A 21,393-nucleotide genomic window follows, 5' to 3' on the forward strand; every position below is an offset into this window, starting at 1 on the left:
TTAAATGCTAATTAAGCATTTTTGTTTTCTTTCGATAACCTTTTTTGCGGCAAGCACAATATGTTCTGCATCAAGGCCGTATTTGGTCATCAGTTGCTCAGGTGTGCCGCTTTCGCCAAAGCTATCATTTACAGCGATGTATTCTTGCGGGGTAGGGTTATGTGTAGCTAAAACCTGTGCTATGCTATCGCCTAATCCACCTAAACGGTTATGCTCTTCGGCAGTAACCACGCAACCCGTTTTTGCTACCGATTTTAATACTGCTTCGGCATCCAAAGGTTTAATAGTATGGATGTTAATAATCTCGGCATCAATGCCTTGCTCTGCCAGTATCTCGCCTGCCAAAATTGCCTGCCATACCAGGTGACCGGTTGCAAATATACTAACATCGGCCCCTTCATTCACCATCCATGCTTTTCCAATCTCGAATTTTTGATCAGGATCTGTAAAAATAGGAACAACCGGGCGGCCAAAACGCAGGTAAACCGGGCCTTCATATTCGGCAATTGCCATAGTGGCAGCTTTGGTTTGGTTATAATCACAAGTGTTGATAACCGTCATCCCCGGCAGCATTTTCATCAGGCCGATATCTTCCAGTATCTGGTGTGTTGCACCATCCTCGCCTAAAGTTAAACCGGCGTGCGATGCGCAAACTTTAACGTTTTTGTTAGAGTACGCTATTGATTGGCGAATCTGATCGTAAACCCTACCGGTTGAGAAGTTGGCAAAAGTACCTGTAAAAGGTATTTTACCACCAATGGTCATACCTGCAGCAATACACATCATGTTTGCTTCGGCAATACCCACCTGTACAAAACGCTCAGGAAATTCCTTAATAAAATCATTCATTTTTAACGAACCTATAAGGTCGGCGCAAAGTGCAACCACCTGGTCGTTTTTTCTGCCGGCTTCCAGCAACCCGGCGCCAAAGCCCGAGCGGGTATCTTTTTTTTCTGTGTAAGTATATTTTTTCATGAGAGGCCTCACTCAACCCTCTCCAAAAGAGAGGGCTACTTTGTTTAATTGTGGTTAATGATAGTTATTTATTTTCGCTCCCCTTTAGGGGAGCCGGGGGGCTTAATAATCGCCCAAAGTTTCTTCCAGTTGAGCCAGTGCTAATTTCAGTTGCTCATCGTTTGGAGCAACACCATGCCATTTGTGGCTGCCAACCATAAAATCAACGCCATAACCCATTTCGGTGTGCATTAATATCATGATAGGTTTACCATTACCGCTGCGGCTTTTAGCCAATGCCAAAGTTTTAACCACATCAGCCATGTCATTGCCTTTCATTTCCAAAACATCCCATCCAAAAGCTTCCCATTTGGCATGTAAATCGCCAAGTGATAAAACAAGTTTGGTTGGTCCATCAATTTGCTGGCCGTTTACATCAATAGTTGATATCAGGTTATCTACCTGGTTATGCGGCGCAAACATTGCTGCTTCCCAAATTTGTCCTTCCTGTAATTCGCCATCACCATGTAGTGTATAAACCAGGCTTTTATCGCCATTTAGCTTTTTAGCCAAAGCAGCGCCGATAGCCACAGATAAGCCCTGGCCTAATGAGCCGGAAGCAATACGTACACCCGGTAAATGCTCATGTGTGGTAGGGTGGCCCTGTAAGCGCGAATTAAGCTTACGGAAGGTTGCCATTTCGGCTTTATCATAGTAGCCCGCATGCGCCAAAGTGCTGTAAAACACCGGCGAAATGTGGCCGTTTGATAAAAAGAAAAGGTCTTCGCCAATACCATCCATATTAAATTTAGGATCGTGGTTCATCGCCTCAAAATACAGGGCGGTAAAATACTCTGTGCAACCTAATGAACCACCCGGGTGGCCAGATTGACAACCATGTACCATGCGTACAATGTCGCGCCTGATCTGTGACGCGGTTTTTTCTAAGTCTTTAATAGTTGATTTCATTATAAATTTAGGGAACTGAGCTGCTAAAGTAAAAATAATTATTGTTCTTTTAACACTTATTTTACTAAGTCGAGCACTTGTTGTGATGAGTTCTTGGTATCTACTTTACTAATCAGGTGGGCAATAATGCCATCGCCATTAATTATAAAGGTGGTGCGGGCGGTGCCCATGTACTGTTTGCCGTAATTGTTTTTCTCAACCCAAACGCCATAGGCTTCAACAATTGCCTTTTCGTTATCGGCTATCAACGTAAAAGGCAGGCTATATTTGGTCTCGAATTTTTTGTGCGATTTTTCGTCATCGGTACTTACACCAATCACCTCGTAGCCCTTGCTCAGCAGCGATTGATAGTTATCTCTGAAATCACATGATTCGGCCGTGCAGCCGGGAGTATCATCTTTCGGGTAAAAATAAAGGATCACGTTTTTGCCTTTATAATCAGCTAATGAAACGGTTTTCCCGTTCTGGTCTTTTGCTATAAAATCCGGGGCTTTATCGCCTTCTTTTAATATTGACATTGTTTGGGTTGTTTATCGGTAAAAATCTGCGGTAAAATCTGCAAAATTATTTTTGTTATCGGCAACGGTAAGCTTAAATACGTGTTTACCAGATGCAATATCGCCGCTAAAGGTATAACTTAGAATTTTACTTTTATAATCCAATTCCATTAAAACCCATTTATCGTCAATGGTTCCAATGTAGCTTTTTATGCCCGAAAGGTTATCGCTTATCCTAAAATTAATGCTGCGGGCCATTTTCATATTACTGCCGTTGCTGATATTTAGCGGGCGTATTACCGGTGGTATAGTGTCCAGCTTGATATAAAAATCGCCAAAACTACTCAGCTGCGATTTTACCCAGCCATCCTGATAATAACCGCCCTGGCAAAAGCCCGCAGTGCTTACAATAACTGCTTTATCGGCATACTTACTTAAATCGGCTTCGGGCTTTATCCAAAGCTCATAACTATCATGAATTGGGGTTAAGCGGTTATGGATATGGTGTACCGATGAATACGCTGAAACCGGTTTTGGTGAATTGGAGTAGACAAAATCCAGGTCGTCATATAAATTGCCGGGCATAACGGTCACTTTTACCTTATCGGTACTAAACTCGCTTTTTTTATCATAGTGAAATAAAGTACCTGCTATTTTATTGACAGCAGCGTTGAACTGACTTGCCTGTACTTTTAATTTTAATGATGACGTATTACCAGCTACATCTTTTACAAGGTATTCAACTTCATGTATTGCATTATCATTAAAGGTTATAATACCCCTGTTGATAGATTGCGGGTAAAGCGAAATATGGCTGCCTGGCATAATAAAGCATTTCTGCATCCACCGGTGCGATGAGGTAAAAGCAGGATAATCGATATAGGCATTAATGGCGTGGGTTTGATCGAACGCAAAGCGTTCAACTGCAAAGGTATATACTGTTTGGCCATCCAGTTTCAGCTCCAGTGAATAAATACCATTATGATTTGCAGATGTACTGTTCATATCGGTTGTATTTATACCGAAACCAATATTGCCGCTTAAATGTAATACCTGGGGTTTTGTTAAGTGATAATTACCATTTGCCCCGTTAACGGCCATAAATTCACGCTGTGTTTTTTCGCTGAATGGATTGCCGTTAAGGTGATAAATACCTATGGAAGTGATGGTGGGGGGCACTTTGTCCGGAATAGTTAAGCCAAACAATTGCGGGTTGATGGTTTCTTCGGTTTGTGTATCCCTGATCTCGAAATGTACATGAGGACCGGCAGATGCACCTGCATTACCCGATATGGCTACAACTTCATCCTTACAAACAGGCACCTGGGCCGGGCTTAATTTAAAGTCGGCCTCAAAGGTTTGATGCTCGTACTGGTAAGCTTTTATCAAACCTGCAACCGCTGGTGTAAAGCTTTGCAGGTGACCATAAACGGTAGTATATCCATTGGGATGGGTAATATAAATAGCCCGCCCAAAACCGCCAAACTGAACCCGCACCCTTGAAATATAGCCGTCATTTGCGGCATATACCGGGTAGCCTGTGCGCTGGTTGGTTTTAAAATCGAGCCCGGAGTGGAAATGCTGTGGCCTTAACTCGCCAAATGAACCAGCCGTAGTAGGGGGCAGATCAAGCGGATAGCGAAAATAATTTTGAGGGTACGGCCTGCTTTGGATGATAGTAGTTTGCGCCGGTAAATTTAAACAAAGGCCTATGCACAAGGCGCAGATAACAATAGTTCTTTTTTTAATCATGCTTATTTAACGTAAAAATCAAGCATTTTCTCATCCTCTAAATAACCTTCAAGCCTGTCGCCTGGCTTTACTTTGCTTACACCTGTCGGGGTGCCGGTAAAAATCAGGTCGCCTTTTTTTAGGGTGATGTGTTTGGATACAAAGGCTATAATGCTTTCAAAAGAGAAAAGCAAATTGCCGGTATTACCCTGCTGACGGGTTTCGCCGTTTACATCCAGCTTAAAGTTGATATTATAGATGTTGGTAAACTTTGCTTTTGGCACAAATGCGCTAATTGGCGCCGAACCATCAAAAGCCTTGGCCAGTTCCCAGGGGAGGCCTTTTTCTTTATGACGGCTTTGTACATCGCGGGCGGTAAAATCAATACCTAAACCAATTTCTTCGTAATAACCTGCGGCAAATTTTTCGCCAATATATTTGCCCTCCTTGCTTATTTTGAGCACTATTTCGATCTCGTGGTGGATATCTTCCGAAAAATCGGGGTGATAAAAAGGCTTGTTATCTTTTATAATGGCAGTATCCGGTTTCATGAAAATAACCGGGGTTGCAGGTACAGGGTTATTCAATTCTTTGGCATGTTCGGCATAGTTGCGGCCAATGGCAATTATTTTCATATGGAAATGCTATAAACGCCAAAGCTAAAAAAATTGATGGGTTTGTGGTAGTGCGAGAGTAGGAAATAACCAAATGCAAGCGACGGAAATGTGCGAATTTACTCTTGAAAGGGGGGGTGAAATTCGACTCCGCATTGTGCATTTACGGACTCTGCTACGGAAATGTTTTATGGGAACGAAAGGATATCATTTAACATAACCTAGGGATAGAAGCGCATACCGCCTCCCCGTTGGCGGATTAAGGCCTGCGCAGTATGAGCGCATAGCCCGGATAGCAGGTGTTGTCAAAATTGTCCTACGTTTTTGCGCGAATTTAAATTTACAAGCAATTTAGAAAGTCTACAAAACCGAGATCCGTTTAATAACCGATTCGGTACCGGCCACTACGCGTACAAAATAAAAGCCGCGGCTAAGTTTGTTGTTAATAGAGTAGGTAATATTATGATCGCCCACCTCAACCCTTTGATTAAACACGGTGGTAATATCATTGCCCAAAACATCCATTATTTTAACGGTTACGTTGGAGTTACGGCTAATGGAGTATTTAAGGTTAAGCTGGTCGGTTACGGGGTTTGGGTACAATTGCACATCATTAAGCAATTTATCGTCGGCGCGCGATACATTCACTTTTACGGCTGATGTTACGGCAGGTTTTAACGGTGGCAATGCCAGGTGAAGACCGTTCTTTAAATAGGAGGGCTTACCTCCCTTGGTTTTAGTTACGTGATAGGTGGTATCTCCTTTAAGCTTATTTGCATAAGTTTCCCTATGAGGCGCAACTCCGTCAGCAAATGCAAAATTCATAAAAGTTGCCATCGCAACTAATATGAGCCATGCATGTGTGTAAGTAAAAGAATAAGTAATTTTTCGCCTCATTATTAAGATTCCTTACAAAAGTATAAATAATGCCCTGATGACCTAAGAAAATGACGTTTTTGTAAAACTTTTTAACAAAATTTAACAACCAGGGCTGTTTTTAAGGTATAGACATGCAATTTACGTATACGTTTAATGATTATTTAAGTTTAATGGAAAAAATTAATATTTTTGCGGCTTCACAAAAGCAAAATAGTGTCAAACCACAAAGATCTGCATAAACTGTCGGCGGCTGGCCTCCTCATCAGTTTAGGAATAATTTACGGTGATATTGGTACCTCCCCATTATACGTATTTAAAGCCATAGTTGGTACAAACCAAATTTCCGAAACTTTAATACTGGGAGGAGTCTCGCTAATTTTTTGGACGTTAACATTACAAACTACGTTGAAATATGTAGTGATCACATTGCGTGCCGATAATAAAGGCGAGGGTGGGATTTTCTCCCTGTTCTCGCTTGTACGCCGAAAGGCAAAATGGCTTATTGTGCCCGCGGTTATTGGTGGCTGTGCCTTGCTTGCAGATGGTATCATTACTCCGCCAATCACCATATCGTCGGCAATTGAAGGTTTGCAAACCTATTATCCCCATTTGCCTACTGTACAAATTGTTATGGCCATTATTACCGGGCTGTTTATTATTCAACAGTTTGGTACATCGCTGGTTGGTAAAGCTTTCGGGCCAATTATGTTCATTTGGTTTACCATGATGGGCGTGTTGGGGATCAGTTATATTGCTCATTCACCCGGCATCATCAGAGCGCTAAACCCCTATTATGCTTATGAATTATTAAGTTCGAGCAGCAGTCATAGCGCCTTTATTATTTTAGGAGCTGTGTTTTTGTGTACTACAGGTGCCGAGGCTTTATATTCAGATCTGGGGCATTGCGGTAAGCAAAACATCCGGATAAGCTGGATATACGTTAAAGCCTGTTTAATTCTTAACTACCTGGGCCAGGCAGTTTGGTTGCTGCAAAGAAATGGCACTGTTATGGACCTGAACGCCAATAACCCATTTTATAAAATTATGCCCGATTGGTTCCTGATATTTGGTATCGGCATAGCTACTGTTGCCGCCATTATTGCCAGCCAGGCGTTGATATCGGGATCGTTTACGCTTATTGCTGAGGCTGTGCGACTTAACCTTTGGCCAAAGGTGCGTATCAATTATCCATCAGAACAAAAGGGTCAACTGTATGTACCCAGTGTTAACTGGCTGCTTTGGGCAGGATGCCTGGGTGTTGTACTGATATTTCGCCACTCGGATAAAATGGAGGCGGCTTATGGTTTAAGTATCACGGTGGCCATGCTCATGACCACAATACTGGTATCTAAATTCCTGAAACGTAAAAAAGTACCGGATTATATTATTAATATATTTTTAGCTGTTTACCTGGTTATTGAAGGTACATTCCTTACAGGTAACCTGGTTAAATTTTTACATGGCGGCTGGTTTACTTTATCAATAGGATTTATATTGTTCACCGTAATGTGGACGTGGCACACCGCCCGCAAAATCAGAAACCGTTATGTTAAGTTTGTAGGTATTGATGATTATTACAACATTATTAATGAACTAAGCGCCGACGAAAGCGTACCTAAATACGCATCGCAGCTGGTTTATTTAACCAGCGCCAATTTTAACTCCGAAATTGAATCGAAAATAGTTTACTCCATATTACAAAAACAGCCTAAGCGTGCCGATGTATATTGGCTGGTTCACGTTGACGTAGTTGATGAGCCTTACAAACGCGAATATGAAGTCGACTTTTTAGTACCAAACAAACTCATCCGTATCGACTTTAAATTGGGTTTCCGCGTTGAGCAGCAGATAAACCTGTTGTTTAGGAAAGTGGTTGAAGATTTGGTTAAAAAGGGTGAGGTAGATATTACCAGTCACTATAAATCACTAAATAAACACAAGATTGTTGGCGATTTTAGGTTTGTGGTGATTGAAAAAGTGTTTTCACGCTCGCATAGCTTGTCGTTATATGAGCGGTTCATCATGGATTTTTATGTTTACCTAAAACACTTAAGTTTATCAGAAGAACGTGGTTTTGGCCTCGACCTGAGCTTTGTTACGGTTGAAAAAGTTCCATTGATGCTTTCGATACCTGAGGCTATTGAAATACACAGGGTAAATTAGGCTCAAAGCTTCACCCTGCCCTCTCCAAAGGAGGGTTCTGAAAAAATCATATAAACAAAAAAGCCTTCTGCAAACGAAGGCTTTTTTGTTTGCAGAAGGCTTTTTTAAAAAAGACGCAATTCAAGTCCTCTCCTTTGGAGAGGATTTAGGTGAGGCTCTTCAGTATTACTACAGATTGTTATTTCATATTTACTGTGTTGAATTATCACCAGTGAAGAAGAAAATAGAAATTACCCTTTTAGCCCTTTTTTTTACCGCAAACCTTTTTGCCCAGGGAGTTGATCTTAACCTGCTTAAAAGCATCAACGGCCCTGCAAGTGGTGCCGATAAAACCTGGAAGTTTATAAGCGATAAAGCTATTATTGTAAACATAGCCGCACCGGTAAGTTTAATTGTTGCGGGCTATATAAATCATGATGATGAGCTTAAAATAAGCGGACTGCAAACTGCAGGTTCATTTATTGTTGCAGGCAGTGCAACTTATTTGCTCAAAAAAGTATTTAACCGCGATCGCCCATTTATTACGCATCCGGATATGATTTACGCTAAGGAATACCCTACAGATCCATCTTTTCCCTCGGGGCATACCGCGTTTGCTTTTTCTACGGCTACTTCGTTAAGTTTGGCCATACCCAAATGGTATGTAATAGCGCCTTCGTTTGTTTACGCAAGTGCGGTTGGTTACTCGCGATTATATCTTGGGGTGCATTATCCAAGTGATGTTTTAGGCGGTGCGGTGGTAGGTGCCGGTTCGGCGTATTTGACCTGGAAATTGCAGAAGTGGATTATGGGGAAGAAGAGGCCTCACCCAACCCTCTCCAAAGGAGAGGGCTTTTGATTTGCAGGGAGCAGGCCTCACCTGGGTAAAGAATTAGATTTTTCTGTCGGGTTGTTTGTCCAATATTTCCTTTACTTTCAGAAATACATTTTGGGGATATTAATACTTCATCATTTGTAAACCGAATAACATGGAAACCCAATTCATTTAAAACATTGGTTCTTATTTCATCTTGTTCTTTTGTAAATTGGTGGTACCCGCCATCTACTTCAATAACCAGCCCTTTACCCAAACAAACAAAATCGGCGATATAGCCATCAATAGCATGCTGCCTTCTTATCTTATAACCGGTATTACTATTTCTTAAAAGTTGCCATAATATACACTCTGCTTCCGTAGGATTTAGCCTGTTTGATCTGGAGTTTTCTTTAAGCACCTCCCACAAAACAAGGTCCGCAGTTTCAAACCCCCAAGCCTTAATTTTTATCCCATTAATATTTGTATTGTTTTTACTCATAGCGTTTTGCTAAACGTTTGGTATGTGTATGTATCATGCAAATCAGAACCCTCTCCTTTGGAGAGGGCAGGGTGAGGCTATTGTTCCAGAGCCTTCCTCATATACCCCCTTACCTCATCATTAATATCTTCCTTAAAATACATCCTGAAGTAATGGTTATGATCGTTGGTGCCGGGGACGGTTTTAATTTTGGTGAAGCAAAGATTATCGGCGTAGATCTGGTTAAAAGGAAATACCACATCAATAAAATTTTTGCCTAACTGGGTTACATAGGCAAAATTGGTACGCAAGCCTAAAGCGATCATGCTTTTGGTGGGATAAACCTTGATGGGGGCCAACTGCAGGTATTCATTCACCAGGTGATCAAATAGTTCTATCGTATGTTCCGATTTACCCTGCAAAAAATCGCCCAGGTTACGCTCCCGGCAGGAATGTACCTGGTTGGTGTTTGTAAATTCCCGGTTGCAGATGGGGCAGGTCCACATAAGCGTTAAGTGGTTTTAGCCTCCCTGCCCAATACACTGTTTTTGTAGCTGTAGGTGAAGTAGATAACCAGGCCAATCACCAGCCATATAAGGAAGCGTAGCCAGTTGGTATAACCAAGTTCGGTCATCAGGTAAAAACAGCTCATAAGGCCCAAAACCGGTATCAGCGAGAAGTTTTTAAGGAAGCTATATATACTTATTACAATGATGAGTATAAAGAACAGGTAATTAGGGAAATTATATAAAAAACCATCTAATCCTAAGTGATACTTTTTAACATCACTGATAGGGGTGATCCTTAGCGCGGTGTTAAAGTTATCATCCTCAAGATCTTTAAAATACTTTGTTTGGGCAACCGTGCCGCTAACGTTTTGCTTGCCATAAAGCATGGTGCAGGTAGTAAACAAGGCTGCATTATCAGCAGCATCCAGGCTTTCGATAATTGCAGGTTTTTCTTTTAGTTTTTTAAACTGCATCATTTCAACCTGGGGGGCAGGCTTTAAATAAAAAAGCGAACCCAGGATGATAATCGTTATTAGCGGAACAATAAACTTTCCGTTAACATACGGTAAATGGAACTTGCCTTTAACCGCAGCTTCACGGGGCAATAATAGTACCCCACCGCAAACTAATACAAATGCAAACAGGGTACCTATACTGGTTAAATCGGTAACCTCGGTAAGGTTCATGAACAGGGCCGGCACGGCTACCACAAAGCCGGTAACAACAGTTGCAAATGCCGGTGTATGAAATTTGGGATGAATACGGGAGAATGCTTTAGGCAATAACCCATCGCGGCTCATGCTCATCCAGATACGCGGCTGGCCTAACTGGAATATCAGTAAAACGCTTGCGGTAGCAATTACCGCGCTTATTGATATTATGTAGCTTACCTTATGTAAGCCCACTTTGGCAAAAACAAAAGCAAGCGGATCGCCAACCTGCAGTTCTTTATAGCTTACCATGCCGGTAAGTACAAGCGCTATAAGGATATATAAAACAGTACATATAATAAGCGAATAGATCATGCCCCGGGGCAGGTCGCGCTGTGGTTGTTCGCATTCCTCGGCCGTAGTCGAAATGGCATCGAAACCGATATAGGCGAAAAATACACCTGATACTCCTTTCATCACGCCGCCAAAGCCGTTTGGCATAAATGGATGCCAGTTGGCTGGTGTAACATAAAAAAAGCCTACCACTATAACCGCTATAACTATCAGTACCTTTAATATCACCATGGCATTTGTTGCCTTCTTTGTTTCGCGGATGCCGATGTAAACCAGGTAGGTAATAATAAATACTATACCTAAAGCCGGCAGGTTGGCAATCAGTTTAAAACCGCCAATACCCGGCGCATTGTCCCAGGCCATGGCAGCGCTTTTTACCCTGTCGCCAATAATGGCTAAATTAGCTCCTGCAGCCGATACCGCTTCGTGCCCTCTTAAGGCCGAAACATAGTCCATAGCAAGGTATTTGGGCAGATGAATGTTAAAGCCCTCCAGCAGGTTTACAAAATACTCGCTCCAGGATATGGCAACAGCAATGTTACCAATAGCATATTCCATGAGCAGATCCCAGCCGATTATCCAGGCTATGAGTTCGCCAAATGAAGCGTAGGCATAGGTATAGGCGCTGCCCGCAACAGGGATCCGGGATGCAAATTCGGCATAGCATAGTGCCGAAAAACCACAGGTAATAGCAGTTACGATAAATAAAAGGGAAACAGCCGGACCTCCATGAAAAGATGCCTCGCCGATAGTACTGAAAATGCCTGCGCCAACTACGGCGGCTATGCCCATAAGGGTCAGGTCTTTAACGTTAAGTTCTTTTTTTAGCTGGGAAGCGGCGGTACCGGGGTGTTCGCTGTCGCTGAAACCGCATTCAACATCATGTAATATTTTGGCAACTGACTTTTTACGAAATATGCTTTTCGACATTTAATTAAATTAATAATAGTGAACCCTTCCCAAACATAATCATTTTTTTGCATTGAATAAGTATATGCTTATTTTGCGCCATGAAGATAGGGATAAATGATGTTTTACACAGGATTAAGCCATTTTTTATACTCTACCTGCTGCTTTTGTGCACCTGTTTGGTAATCAAATTGTTTTATACGCGCCCCGAAATATATTTTGCGGTTAACGGATGGAACAGCCCCTGGGCCGACTATATTGAACCCTATATGACCGATATTGGCGACGGCCTTACGGCTATTTCGCTATCGTTAATTTTGCTTTTATTCAGCTATCGCAAATTCCTTTTATTGGCATCAAGCTACCTTGTAACATCCCTGGTGGCCCAGGTATTAAAGTACATTGTTGATGCCCCCAGGCCCAAAATTTACTTTAGTGACCAGTGGAGCCACGTGCATACCGTTAAAGATATTTATATCCTCAGTTACAACAGTTTCCCTTCGGGGCATACAACCAGCGCTTTTTCGGCTGCGGTGGTAATAACTTATTTATGCAAAAATAAAGGCTGGGGTGTCCCAGCCTTATTAATTGCCATATTGGTTGGCTACTCAAGAATGTACCTTACCCAGCATTTTTTTGAAGATGTAATTGCCGGTTCGGTTATTGGCGTAATGGTTACCGTATTTTGGCTAAGCTGGCTGGATAGCAGGCAATTTATCCATACCGATAAATGGAAAACAGGCCTATACCAAACGCTTTTCAAATAATCAGGCTTCGGCCGCCAGTCGTTTTTTCCTGCGCATAGCTATCACTATAATAATGATGATAAGCGGAGCGCCGCCATATAACGCTATTTTTAAAGGAGTTGACAAACCTTTTGCATTTGAAATATACTGATCGTTACGTTTCAAATCGGGAGCAAGCTTTATGGAGCCAGTAAACTCTTTTAGCTCGGCCTTGGCAAGGTCTGCCCTGGCTTCTGGATAAAAATACTCTATGGTATAAGTGGCTTCCTGCGTATATAAAAGGATAAACTGCCTTAGTTGCGGTGCTTCGCCTGTTGAGGCACTGTTATCAACCCTCAGTGTAAATACCCTGGCTTCAAGTGTACCGATAGTTGTATCGCGCGGGTTCATGATGCTGCCATTGCGCGATTGCTTGCGGATGCCATCGGCAAAAGTTTCAAATACCTTTTTCAGGTCTTTCTCTTTATTTAAGGGCTTATTGTTTGCTGCATTTTCGGCACGTATAACAACTACATACCCCAAAGAGGCTGTACCCTGGTAAATCTGCTGCCCTAATGTATCTTTTTTTGTAAAGTTTGCAGGTAAAGAAATAGTAACAAGGCTATCTATCTTTACAGGTTTAAGTACCTGGCTAAAACCTAACGTTGCAAACAGGATGAAACTCCAGCTTAAAATTGTCTTTTTCATAGATAGTTTAACTGTTAAAACAGCAATTGGTTTTAAAAATATATTGATTATTCGTTATTTTACTTTATTATGAGACTGGTAATCAGGTATGTTACGATGTTTAAAAAGAAAGCGCGGAGGTAAGTTTTTGTAGCCTGGTTGCGAATAATTAAAACTTTATCCTGTCGAAATTGTATTCAGTTAACACATTTGCTCAGGATGAGAAAAACGATAACCACCACCGCTATATTTGTTCTGTTATTTACGGTTTGCCTGGCCGCAGTGAGTAATCTGAACGGCAAATGGAGTGGTGCGGTAAAATTGCCCGATGATAGCATTTTTCAATTGGTTTATAACTTTAAGGTAGATAGCGGCAAGCTTACAGGCACAGCGTTAACACCGGCAGGCGAGGTAACCATTACCGATGGCATGATCAATGGCGACGACTTCTCTTTTAATGTACCCGTGCCCAACGGCAATGCCCCCCATACCGGCAAGCTATATGGCGATTCAATAAAAATGCACCTCGTTTACCAGGGCAAGCATTTGGCAGCAACGCTTAAAAGGAGCAATTAAGGTTTTACTGGAAACCAGGTTGGCTACTCTTAGAACCGGATTAAAATGAAAGAAACCACAATCCAAACATTGCATCCTGATAGCAATAAAAAGAATAAAATTATTTCGGCCGAAAAGTATGAAATAATAAAGGCGGCTATATTGCAAATTTTGCAAACCCAAAGCCTTACCCATACCCAGCTGATGCAGGCGCTCCACGATAAAGTTAACACCACGTTTTCGGGCAATGCGCATTGGTACGGCGAAACCGTAAAATTAGACCTTGAAGCCCGTAAAATAATTAAACGGGATACCGCCAAACCGCCGGTTTACAGCATTGATACCGCTTAAACCTCCTGCTTAAATTTACCACCAAACATTATCCTCCAGCCAGGTTTTATTTCCTGTTGATTTGCGACTTATAATGTTTTTCTATCGGTGCAAACGGACCATATTTGCGTTGTTCTTTTGTAAACAAATGATCGGCATACGGGCCAAATGGATAGTCATAAGGTTTGGCAGACAAATTCGGCCAGTCTGCGCTGATATTTTTAAAAGGGTGGTATTGCGTATTAACAAAAGCTGCTACATCCCAGGCTTCCTGGTTGGTAAGTTGGTTGTTTTGATAACTGGCCCCAAAAGGCATGTTGTTTTTTACATAGCCCGCAAATTTCGAAATGCTATAAATACTGGCTCCTATATTATAGCTATGCCTGCCCCAAAGCGGTGGATAAGTATATGCTGTGCCTGCCGCATTTAAAACCCCCATTCCATTTTTGCCATGGCAGGTTTCACATTTAGATGCATACACCATCCTTCCCCTTACAGTATCTGCCGCCCTGTTTAAAAAAGGCAGCTCTTCAACTCCCCATCCCAGGGGTTTTGTGCCTTTTTTTACATTTTTGCCAATCCATTCAAAATAGGCCATAAATGCCTTCATCTCCCTGCCATTACTATCTATTTTTTTACCGTTTAAGCTCCGTTCAAAACAATCCTCTACTTTTTTTACAATCGTTTCAACGGCGCCACTCCGGGCTTTAAATCTTGGATAGCTTGTTGATACTACCGAAAAATTATACCCAAAAAGTTTTGTCCCTGCATTAAGATGGCAGTTTTGGCAATTCAATCCATTACTTTTATGGGCAATTACACCTTTCGGACCAAAATAATAAGCTGTGTTAACAATAAGCGAACGGCCATATTTTATCAGTTGGGCTTCCCGGGTGTTTGTTAGCTCGCCGGTATCAGGGATAATCCATTGCGGGCTGGGCGGTACCGTAGTAACCGCAGAAGACATATCATTTTTTACCACATCATTTTTATTGTTTGATGTACATGTAGCAATGAACATTATAATTACCGTTACGGCTATTGCACCGGCTACAATATTTAGATTACGAAGCATGGTGCATCTCATTTAAAACTACAGGAAGGCTCGGCAAGCCGGAGGTTGGAAAAGAATAAGCTATTATTTTCTTTACAGCTTCCGGCTTTATTAATTTTTCGGCAGCAGCTTAACTGGCGAAGCAATAAGAGCACCCATGTTCCTGGGCACGGCCAACCGCCCAAACGCCGGATGGTACAGGTTGTATTCCAGGTAATAAACCTGCCAGCCATTCCTTCTTAACAGCGGCGGCGTCCTGCTTGGTATTATCTGCAGCAACGGCGCTAAATACCGTCAGGGCCGCATCACAGGCACAAAACATTACGCCGCTGGCCTGCAATTCGTTTATCCCAATTTTTATTTCGCCAAATCCTGGTGCTTTAAAAGTTCCGGGTTTTGGTTGCCAGAATGGGTTTTGAGTAGCGGCGGCCTTGGTTGCCTCGTCATTAATCTTAAACATCTCGCCAAATTTATATTTTTCCCAAAGCTCGTTCCCCAGGGCGTAGGGGATTGCATTGTGACGTAAGATGACTACTACACTGCAATCTTGTTCGGGTGTACCCGTTGCCCCGTTTGTAAGCAGGAACACCTTTGGCCATGCAAAAGGAAACATTTCATGTGGTTGAGTTACATCAAATGCGATTCTATGTTTCCCTTTTATCTTGTTAAACCATGCATCGGCATCCGAAACATCCGGTGAAGAAATATCTGTGGCCGATAATTGCAAGGGTGAAGCGAGCATACCTGCTCCTAACACTGCGGCGCCGGTTGCAAATTGTTTTAAAAAAGTGCGGCGTTCACTTAACTGTGATTGATTGTTTTTTTTCATGACCGTAAAAATTTAATGTGATAATATATCCGGGTATAAACCCCTTTCTTAATCAAAAATTTACTTTAGGCTTAATCCTGATAAAAAAAACTCTTCAGCTTTAGCGAGTTAAAATAATTGGTTGAAAAGTGTATATAAAGTTATGCATAACAAACTGATTTTAAAAGATTTAAAATTGCTGAAAATTTTATTTTATAAATAAAAAAAGCAAACCCGGAGCATGTTTTCCTGGTTCGCTTTTGCTGCTGATTGGCGGCTTTTATTTTTCGCTGTAATCTTTAACCTGGGCTGCCAGGGTCTTGAGCCGCTCGAGAATGGAGCCATCGGCTTTAAGCTTTATGCCTTCTGCTTTTAGCCTCTTTCCCGCTGATAGACGCAGTCTTTTTAACGATCCGAACCTGGCATCTGTTTAATCTCTATATTCCTGAAATCAACAGGCTGTCCCTCACTTTGCAAGGCAATAAAGCCGCTGCTTAATAATTTTCCGTCCTGTTTGTACTTTGGATCGTAGCCATTGGCCACGCCGCCGCCAATGGAGGGCCTGGAATATTGCAGCACGGTATCGCCGTTGATGATATGTGTTACTAATTTGTTGCCCTGAACAATCAGTTCGCCTTTTACCCACTGATCACCGTCATAGGTTTTTGAAGTCGAACTGATACAATGGTCGGGCCAAACCCTCCCTTTATAAACCACATCGGTGCCGGGTGAGCACATATTGCCTGTCGGCCTCGGTTTTCCGTCGCCAAGGCCGCCTAATAACTGCATTTCTATTGATATTGGCCAATCCTGGTCTTTCAGCATAGTCCTGGGGTCTTGCGAATGAAACATAACGCCGCTGTTAAGCAGGGTATAGTCCGGCGCGCCTTTTTGCTGTTTACCAACAAAGCGGTATTCAAACCGGAGGTGAAAGTGAGAAAACGGCGTTTTGTAATACAGGTGGCCAAATTGATTGTCAAATTCGCCGTACTGATCATACCTGATCTTGATTATGCCGTCTTCTACCCTAAACGTATTGCCATAGTTTTCGCCAACCAGGTGATGGTTAATCTTCACAAACCAATCCTTTATGTCGGTTCCGTTAAACAGCTTCTTCCAGCCTTTATCGTCATTGCCGGTGCCGGCCAGCTTTTTTGCGCCCGTACAGCCAAGTACCAGGAAACAGGAAAGTATTAAAAAGTAGTGTGTTTTTTTCATAGCAGGTATGTGTTGTGGTTTATTAACAGGTTGTTTAATGGTACCAAAATAACATTAAAATCATTAACCATATGCAACACCAGGTTATTTCTTTGTTCTGTGGTGGCGGTTGTGTTTTAGGTCGCCTAAAGATAGTACAAAGGGTTAGGGTATTCACCGCAGTGGGGTGTTATCAGGGCATATCGCGATTTTTCGCGCAAAGACGCCAGGACGCTAAGAAAAAAAATAAGCAAATCACTTTGCGCTTCTGCGTCTTCCTTAACTTAATAACATTGGGATGCGTGCACCTGCAGGTGCCTGTTAGTTTTTATCATTCATTTGTTACAATTAATCAAAAAAGTAAAAAAGATAGCTCCCAAAATGTAGCTTAGTGAAAATTAATGTGTACCGATGATACAAATCCCTAAAGACCTGCTTGATCATCATGCGCATATCAGGTTACGATTGTCTGATATGTATGGAATTATCATTGATAAAAAGCGGCCTTTCAGGTGCGACGACACCCTGCAAACCGCGCATTGCCTGGAGGTAATTTTAACAGGCGCCATTGATGTTAGGTATGGCAGCTACGTACAGCACCTGGCGGCAGGCGATATCCAGTTTAGGCGGAGGGGTAATTACCAGTTGTTTCCATCTGATGATTATACCAGCCTGCTTATTTTTATGGAAAATGAGTTTGTTGATTACTTTTTAGAAAGCCACGTACCGGAGTTTAAGCAGGAAAAGTTGAGTGCCGATTTGCCGCCTTTCACTTTTAAAACATCCGAATTTATAAAAGCCAACGTAACCCAGGTTATGCAGCATATTTTACAGCCGCAAAATTACTCCAGGTGCATCGTTAAGTTTGCGGCCCACCAGGTGTTGTTGCAGATCTTGTCAGGCGATCAGTCTAAAACCTTTGCTTCGTTTTTGAAAGACCTGGTTAGCCATAAAAAAGTAGACCTTGCTTATTTTATGGAAACTAACTTTAACAGGCAACTGTCCATAGCCGATATGGCCAAACTCACCGGCAGAAGTGTAAGTGCATTTAAAAAAGAGTTTACCGATCGTTTTAATACCACGCCCGTAAAATGGCAATTCAATCGCAGGTTGGAGTATGCCGAGTACCAGTTAAAGCACTCGAATGACCCGGTATCGCTGGTAGCTTATAGCAGCGGGTTCGAAAATATTTCGCATTTTTCAAAAGTTTACAAGCAAAAATTTGGCGCTTCGCCTAAAAGCGCGCGGAACGAACTGGTGTTATAAAAACAAACAAATAAAGCCTCACAGCAAAATTCCGGCCCTTGCAAAGCTGCAGTTTTGGGGTATGGAAACATTACAAAACACCAACCCGGCTTTGATATTGATTGATATACAGCAGGGTTTTGATAACATCGCTTACTGGGGCGGGCAACGCAATAACCCCGATGCCGAAGTTAACGCCCGTAAACTGCTCGATTATTGGCGGGCAAATAGCCTGCCCTTGTTTCATATACAGCATTGCTCAGCTAACCCCAACTCCCTGCTGGCCGAGGGTAACCCCGGCAACGCACACAAAGAGATTGTAAGGCCTTTACCGGGCGAGACGGTGATCAAAAAATCCGTAAACAGCTCCTTTATCGGCACCAATTTGCAACAACAGCTGGATGCTGCAGGTATTGATACCGTAGTTATAGCAGGCCTTACCACCGAACATTGCGTATCTACCACTGCACGGATGGCCGGTAATTTTGGCTACAATACCTTTGTAGTGGCCGATGCCACTGCCGCCTTTTCAAAAACAGGAATAAAAGGCGAGCATTATGATGCCGAAACCATCCATTTAACCGCCCTGGCACAAATAAACAACGAGTTTGCTACCGTTTTAAATACCGATGAGGTTATAAACGCTTTAAAAAAAAAACGATGATTTTCTTTAGCAACCTGATGAAGAAACTAATTGCGCCTTATTTGAACGTTTCGCAGGTACTGTCGGTGATGAAATGATCGCGGGGGCCGAAAACTCCAAAGCCTTTGGTCAGACTTTTTTTCGGAAAACGAAATCTTTCAGCCGCGTGGTGCTATTAAAAACACCCGCCGTGAGCTAAGCCGATCATTTTGGTCGGCTTAGCTTACAGCAGTTATAAAATTCCTCTTGGCGCCTCACTTCCGCCACCGAAATCAGATTTACCAGGTGATTTGCAGTATCTTAACACATATTCGGAACATGCTTTATGATTTTCAGGTCCAAATATCATTGCATAAGCGCTTGGCATCTTGAATGAAGCTGGCACTATTGAACATGCTCCATCACTGGGCACAGTGCCACGTGTGAGCTCATAAACTTTATAAGTCTCATCCTCTTTGGTAACTTCTATTGTTAGCTTTTTTTCTTCGTTTTATATATACCAACTGTTGAGTGTTGCGTGTCGGCAATGTCTAAAGTTACAGCCCATGGTATTAATATCATGGCACACACCGAACCTGTAGTTGCAATCCACTCTCTTATGAACACTTGTGCCTCTCCCGGATCGCGGACATATTGTCTATTCCCTCCGGGATAGATGTCTTCAACAATAGCCCGATGGCAGGAATCGGCTAAATTACCCGAAATGGTAACTTCAATTTTGTTTCCTTTGCGTACTGCAAATGCATTTAAATCATACATGACTTTTAGGTTTAAAATGGATTATATGGTTAATTAACAATTATTTCGTTGTCAGAGATGTTGATGTTGACCCGCTGGCGGTAATTGTGGTTGCCTGTGTTCCCTGCTAATGCTTTTCGTCGCTGTTTTCTGTTCTTGGTCGATAACAAATTCATCATAACTAACTGTATATTAATATGTTAAATTTCAATATAAGCCAGGAAAGAAAAAAGGGTTTAAATACGGTATTTTCATACCGTGTTTTTACGGTTTCTGCCTTTTGTTGATGTTTTCAGCGCATCGGTCCGGTGCCTGTGTTTTGCAGCGGCCTGCTCATTGCAAAGTAAGGTATGGGTATATTTGAATAGCTTTGGTAAGGTTTCGGAAAACGAAACCTTTTGACAGCATGGTGCAGTGAAAAACACCGGCCATAACCAAAAGGATTTTACCGGATTTGCTGTGTTTGCAAAATTTATTGTAAATTTTAGACTTTGTAAATAAGCATATACTTAATGAAAATCTTTCAGTTTAAAATCCAGCTCAGCTATACCAATAATCCTGTGGTTTGGCGGAGGGTATTGGTTCCCTTTGATATAACGTTTAATGACCTTCACCTGGTGATACAGGCGGCCTTTGGCTGGGAAAACAGCCATATGTACCAGTTTTCATTGAAGGGATGGGGATCCAAGCCTTGTTACCAGCCACTTGGCGGGTATGATGAAGCTAATGAAGATATTATTGACAGCGAGGATGCCATGATTAGTGCTGTTTTTAAAAAAGCAAAACAGAAGTATACCTACATTTACGATTTCGGCGATAACTGGACGCATGAGATCCTGCTCGAAAAGATCCCGGAGGAAGGATTAATTAATCCGCTTTGTATTGATGGGCAGGGCGCCTGCCCGCCAGAGGATTGCGGTGGGGTGCCCGGCTATTATAACATGGTAGATACTGTAAACAACCCTGAGCATCCCGATCATGAGGAAATGACAAAATGGATGGGAATCCCGGAAGGTAAAAAATGGGATGTTAATGCTTTCGATCAGCACGTGGCAAATAACCGTTGTGTTGCACTGGCATCGGCTGATTAATGATTAATATTTGGTGTTTGATATTTAAATTTATTCCACCTGAAAGCCTTTTACTTGTATTGTGCATTTTTATTGATAAATAGTGTTTTTTCTTAAAAAAAGAGCAGGAATTAATGATAATTTGTAGATAAATCCTGATTATTCTACACCTGATATTGTTACTGTAGATAGCGATAAAACATACACCCGCCCGACCCATTAGTTTTACTTTTTGGATGTCCGAACCAACCAGGACAAATGCCGGTGTTTGCCTCTTTGGGGAGGTCCCCACAAAAAAACGAGCCCCTGGTTGTTTCTTAAGTGCATACGGTTTACCTTTGCGCCATTATGTTGCAACGTGTAACAGCCTATTTATTGATCTTTTCGCTGGTAGCGGTTAACTTCTCGCGTTTTTTTGTCTACGCGGGTTTTGAGCTGAACAGGAACTACATTGCCACCAAACTTTGCGAAAACCGGGCTCGGCCCTGGATGCATTGCGATGGTAAATGCTACTTCATGAAAAAGATAAAACAGGCTGAGGATAAGCAGGCCAGCGATGAAAGGCAATCGCAAAAGAGCCTGTTCCAGGAGGTTTATATTATCAGCTCAACTGATATTAAATTTCACTGCAGCCTGTTGCAAGTAATTGAAACTCTTTATGATGACAGCCTGCCACCAACCCCGGCTATGGTCATCTTCCAGCCTCCGCAGTTAGGATAACTTCATTTTATTTCCCGGATCTTTTTGATTGATGTATTGAATCGCGCTTTGTCGCTTTGCATGCTTGCAGTTGCCTCGTTCGCAATGGTATGGTGTAGAAGCCCTCACTCCAATCATC

General features: G+C 42.2%; 23 protein-coding genes. 9 read left to right on the plus strand and 14 right to left on the minus strand.

All coding sequences use genetic code 11. The features are described from left to right. From AC1DO4_RS17015 to AC1DO4_RS17040, 6 genes are all read right to left on the minus strand, one after another. A complete protein-coding gene (locus AC1DO4_RS17015) occupies window positions 1-975 on the minus strand; it encodes a transketolase family protein (RefSeq protein WP_477406773.1) in 975 nt (324 codons plus the stop codon). A 102-nt stretch (window positions 976-1,077) separates the two neighbouring features. Further along, a complete protein-coding gene (locus AC1DO4_RS17020) occupies window positions 1,078-1,923 on the minus strand; it encodes a transketolase (RefSeq protein ID WP_477417921.1) in 846 nt (281 codons plus the stop codon). Window positions 1,924-1,979: 56 nt separating this feature from the next. Then, a complete protein-coding gene (gene bcp / locus AC1DO4_RS17025; protein ID WP_477406777.1) occupies window positions 1,980-2,441 on the minus strand; it encodes a thioredoxin-dependent thiol peroxidase in 462 nt (153 codons plus the stop codon). A 12-nt stretch (window positions 2,442-2,453) separates the two neighbouring features. Then, window positions 2,454-4,172 (minus strand): M23 family metallopeptidase, encoded by a 1,719-nt coding sequence (locus AC1DO4_RS17030; protein WP_477417923.1) that lies wholly within the window; start codon window positions 4,170-4,172, stop codon window positions 2,454-2,456. Window positions 4,173-4,174: 2 nt separating this feature from the next. Beyond that, on the minus strand, window positions 4,175-4,786 hold the full coding sequence (locus tag AC1DO4_RS17035) for a fumarylacetoacetate hydrolase family protein (protein WP_477417925.1): 612 nt from the start codon (window positions 4,784-4,786) through the stop codon (window positions 4,175-4,177). Window positions 4,787-5,125: 339 nt separating this feature from the next. Continuing rightward, the gene (locus AC1DO4_RS17040) at window positions 5,126-5,662 is read right to left on the minus strand and encodes a T9SS type A sorting domain-containing protein (RefSeq protein ID WP_477417927.1); all 537 of its coding nucleotides are present in this window, start codon (window positions 5,660-5,662) and stop codon (window positions 5,126-5,128) included. A 195-nt stretch (window positions 5,663-5,857) separates the two neighbouring features. Between AC1DO4_RS17040 and AC1DO4_RS17045 the strand changes: the two genes are divergently transcribed. Next, window positions 5,858-7,807, plus strand: coding sequence for a KUP/HAK/KT family potassium transporter (locus AC1DO4_RS17045; protein ID WP_477417929.1), 1,950 nt, complete (start codon window positions 5,858-5,860; stop codon window positions 7,805-7,807). Window positions 7,808-8,018: 211 nt separating this feature from the next. Further along, window positions 8,019-8,645 carry a phosphatase PAP2 family protein gene (locus tag AC1DO4_RS17050; RefSeq protein WP_477417931.1) on the plus strand — a complete coding sequence of 209 codons (627 nt, stop codon included), beginning with the start codon at window positions 8,019-8,021 and terminating at the stop codon, window positions 8,643-8,645. Here the strand turns inward: AC1DO4_RS17050 and AC1DO4_RS17055 are convergent. The 3 genes from AC1DO4_RS17055 to AC1DO4_RS17065 all read right to left on the minus strand — a co-directional run bounded on the left by AC1DO4_RS17055 (window position 8,593) and on the right by AC1DO4_RS17065 (window position 11,524). Beyond that, window positions 8,593-9,102 (minus strand): endonuclease domain-containing protein, encoded by a 510-nt coding sequence (locus AC1DO4_RS17055; RefSeq protein ID WP_477417933.1) that lies wholly within the window; start codon window positions 9,100-9,102, stop codon window positions 8,593-8,595. The genes AC1DO4_RS17050 and AC1DO4_RS17055 overlap by 53 nt on opposite strands. Window positions 9,103-9,179: 77 nt before the next feature. Next, window positions 9,180-9,587 carry a DUF5655 domain-containing protein gene (locus tag AC1DO4_RS17060; protein WP_477417935.1) on the minus strand — a complete coding sequence of 136 codons (408 nt, stop codon included), beginning with the start codon at window positions 9,585-9,587 and terminating at the stop codon, window positions 9,180-9,182. Between the two features lie 5 nt (window positions 9,588-9,592). Continuing rightward, window positions 9,593-11,524 carry an amino acid permease gene (locus AC1DO4_RS17065; protein ID WP_477417937.1) on the minus strand — a complete coding sequence of 644 codons (1,932 nt, stop codon included), beginning with the start codon at window positions 11,522-11,524 and terminating at the stop codon, window positions 9,593-9,595. A gap of 80 nt (window positions 11,525-11,604) precedes the next feature. On the opposite strand from AC1DO4_RS17065, the gene AC1DO4_RS17070 reads away from it, so the two are divergent. Then, window positions 11,605-12,270 carry a phosphatase PAP2 family protein gene (locus AC1DO4_RS17070; protein WP_477417940.1) on the plus strand — a complete coding sequence of 222 codons (666 nt, stop codon included), beginning with the start codon at window positions 11,605-11,607 and terminating at the stop codon, window positions 12,268-12,270. Here AC1DO4_RS17070 and AC1DO4_RS17075 read toward each other — a convergent pair whose 3' ends face one another. Then, on the minus strand, window positions 12,271-12,936 hold the full coding sequence (locus AC1DO4_RS17075) for a hypothetical protein (protein ID WP_477417942.1): 666 nt from the start codon (window positions 12,934-12,936) through the stop codon (window positions 12,271-12,273). It lies immediately after the preceding gene. A gap of 198 nt (window positions 12,937-13,134) precedes the next feature. Here AC1DO4_RS17075 and AC1DO4_RS17080 point away from each other — a divergent pair, with 198 nt between their 5' ends. Next, entirely contained in the window at window positions 13,135-13,491 is a 357-nt protein-coding gene (locus AC1DO4_RS17080) for a hypothetical protein (protein ID WP_477417944.1), read from the plus strand. 45 nt (window positions 13,492-13,536) lie between these two features. Beyond that, window positions 13,537-13,821 carry a DUF6958 family protein gene (locus AC1DO4_RS17085; RefSeq protein ID WP_477417946.1) on the plus strand — a complete coding sequence of 95 codons (285 nt, stop codon included), beginning with the start codon at window positions 13,537-13,539 and terminating at the stop codon, window positions 13,819-13,821. A gap of 46 nt (window positions 13,822-13,867) precedes the next feature. On the opposite strand, the gene AC1DO4_RS17090 is transcribed toward AC1DO4_RS17085, so the two are convergent. From AC1DO4_RS17090 to AC1DO4_RS17100, 3 genes are all read right to left on the minus strand, one after another. After that, window positions 13,868-14,875, minus strand: a complete 1,008-nt coding sequence (locus AC1DO4_RS17090; RefSeq protein ID WP_477417948.1) for a c-type cytochrome — start codon at window positions 14,873-14,875, stop codon at window positions 13,868-13,870. A 109-nt stretch (window positions 14,876-14,984) separates the two neighbouring features. Next, a complete protein-coding gene (locus tag AC1DO4_RS17095) occupies window positions 14,985-15,683 on the minus strand; it encodes a hypothetical protein (protein WP_477417950.1) in 699 nt (232 codons plus the stop codon). Between the two features lie 384 nt (window positions 15,684-16,067). Then, window positions 16,068-16,880 (minus strand): 3-keto-disaccharide hydrolase, encoded by an 813-nt coding sequence (locus AC1DO4_RS17100; protein ID WP_477417952.1) that lies wholly within the window; start codon window positions 16,878-16,880, stop codon window positions 16,068-16,070. A 390-nt stretch (window positions 16,881-17,270) separates the two neighbouring features. On the opposite strand from AC1DO4_RS17100, the gene AC1DO4_RS17105 reads away from it, so the two are divergent. Then, window positions 17,271-18,125, plus strand: a complete 855-nt coding sequence (locus tag AC1DO4_RS17105) for a helix-turn-helix transcriptional regulator (RefSeq protein WP_477417955.1) — start codon at window positions 17,271-17,273, stop codon at window positions 18,123-18,125. 61 nt (window positions 18,126-18,186) lie between these two features. Next, window positions 18,187-18,768 (plus strand): cysteine hydrolase family protein, encoded by a 582-nt coding sequence (locus AC1DO4_RS17110; RefSeq protein WP_477417957.1) that lies wholly within the window; start codon window positions 18,187-18,189, stop codon window positions 18,766-18,768. Between the two features lie 450 nt (window positions 18,769-19,218). Here the strand turns inward: AC1DO4_RS17110 and AC1DO4_RS17115 are convergent, their stop codons facing one another. Next, window positions 19,219-19,506 carry a hypothetical protein gene (locus AC1DO4_RS17115; RefSeq protein WP_477417959.1) on the minus strand — a complete coding sequence of 96 codons (288 nt, stop codon included), beginning with the start codon at window positions 19,504-19,506 and terminating at the stop codon, window positions 19,219-19,221. A 491-nt stretch (window positions 19,507-19,997) separates the two neighbouring features. Here AC1DO4_RS17115 and AC1DO4_RS17120 point away from each other — a divergent pair, with 491 nt between their 5' ends. Beyond that, window positions 19,998-20,576: a plasmid pRiA4b ORF-3 family protein gene (locus AC1DO4_RS17120; protein ID WP_477417961.1), complete on the plus strand. Its 579-nt coding sequence runs from the start codon at window positions 19,998-20,000 to the stop codon at window positions 20,574-20,576. Window positions 20,577-20,903: 327 nt separating this feature from the next. Continuing rightward, window positions 20,904-21,275 (plus strand): hypothetical protein, encoded by a 372-nt coding sequence (locus AC1DO4_RS17125; RefSeq protein WP_477417963.1) that lies wholly within the window; start codon window positions 20,904-20,906, stop codon window positions 21,273-21,275. Window positions 21,276-21,393 lie beyond the last annotated feature (118 nt).

It is taken from the genome of Mucilaginibacter sp. P5_A6, from assembly GCF_056400585.1.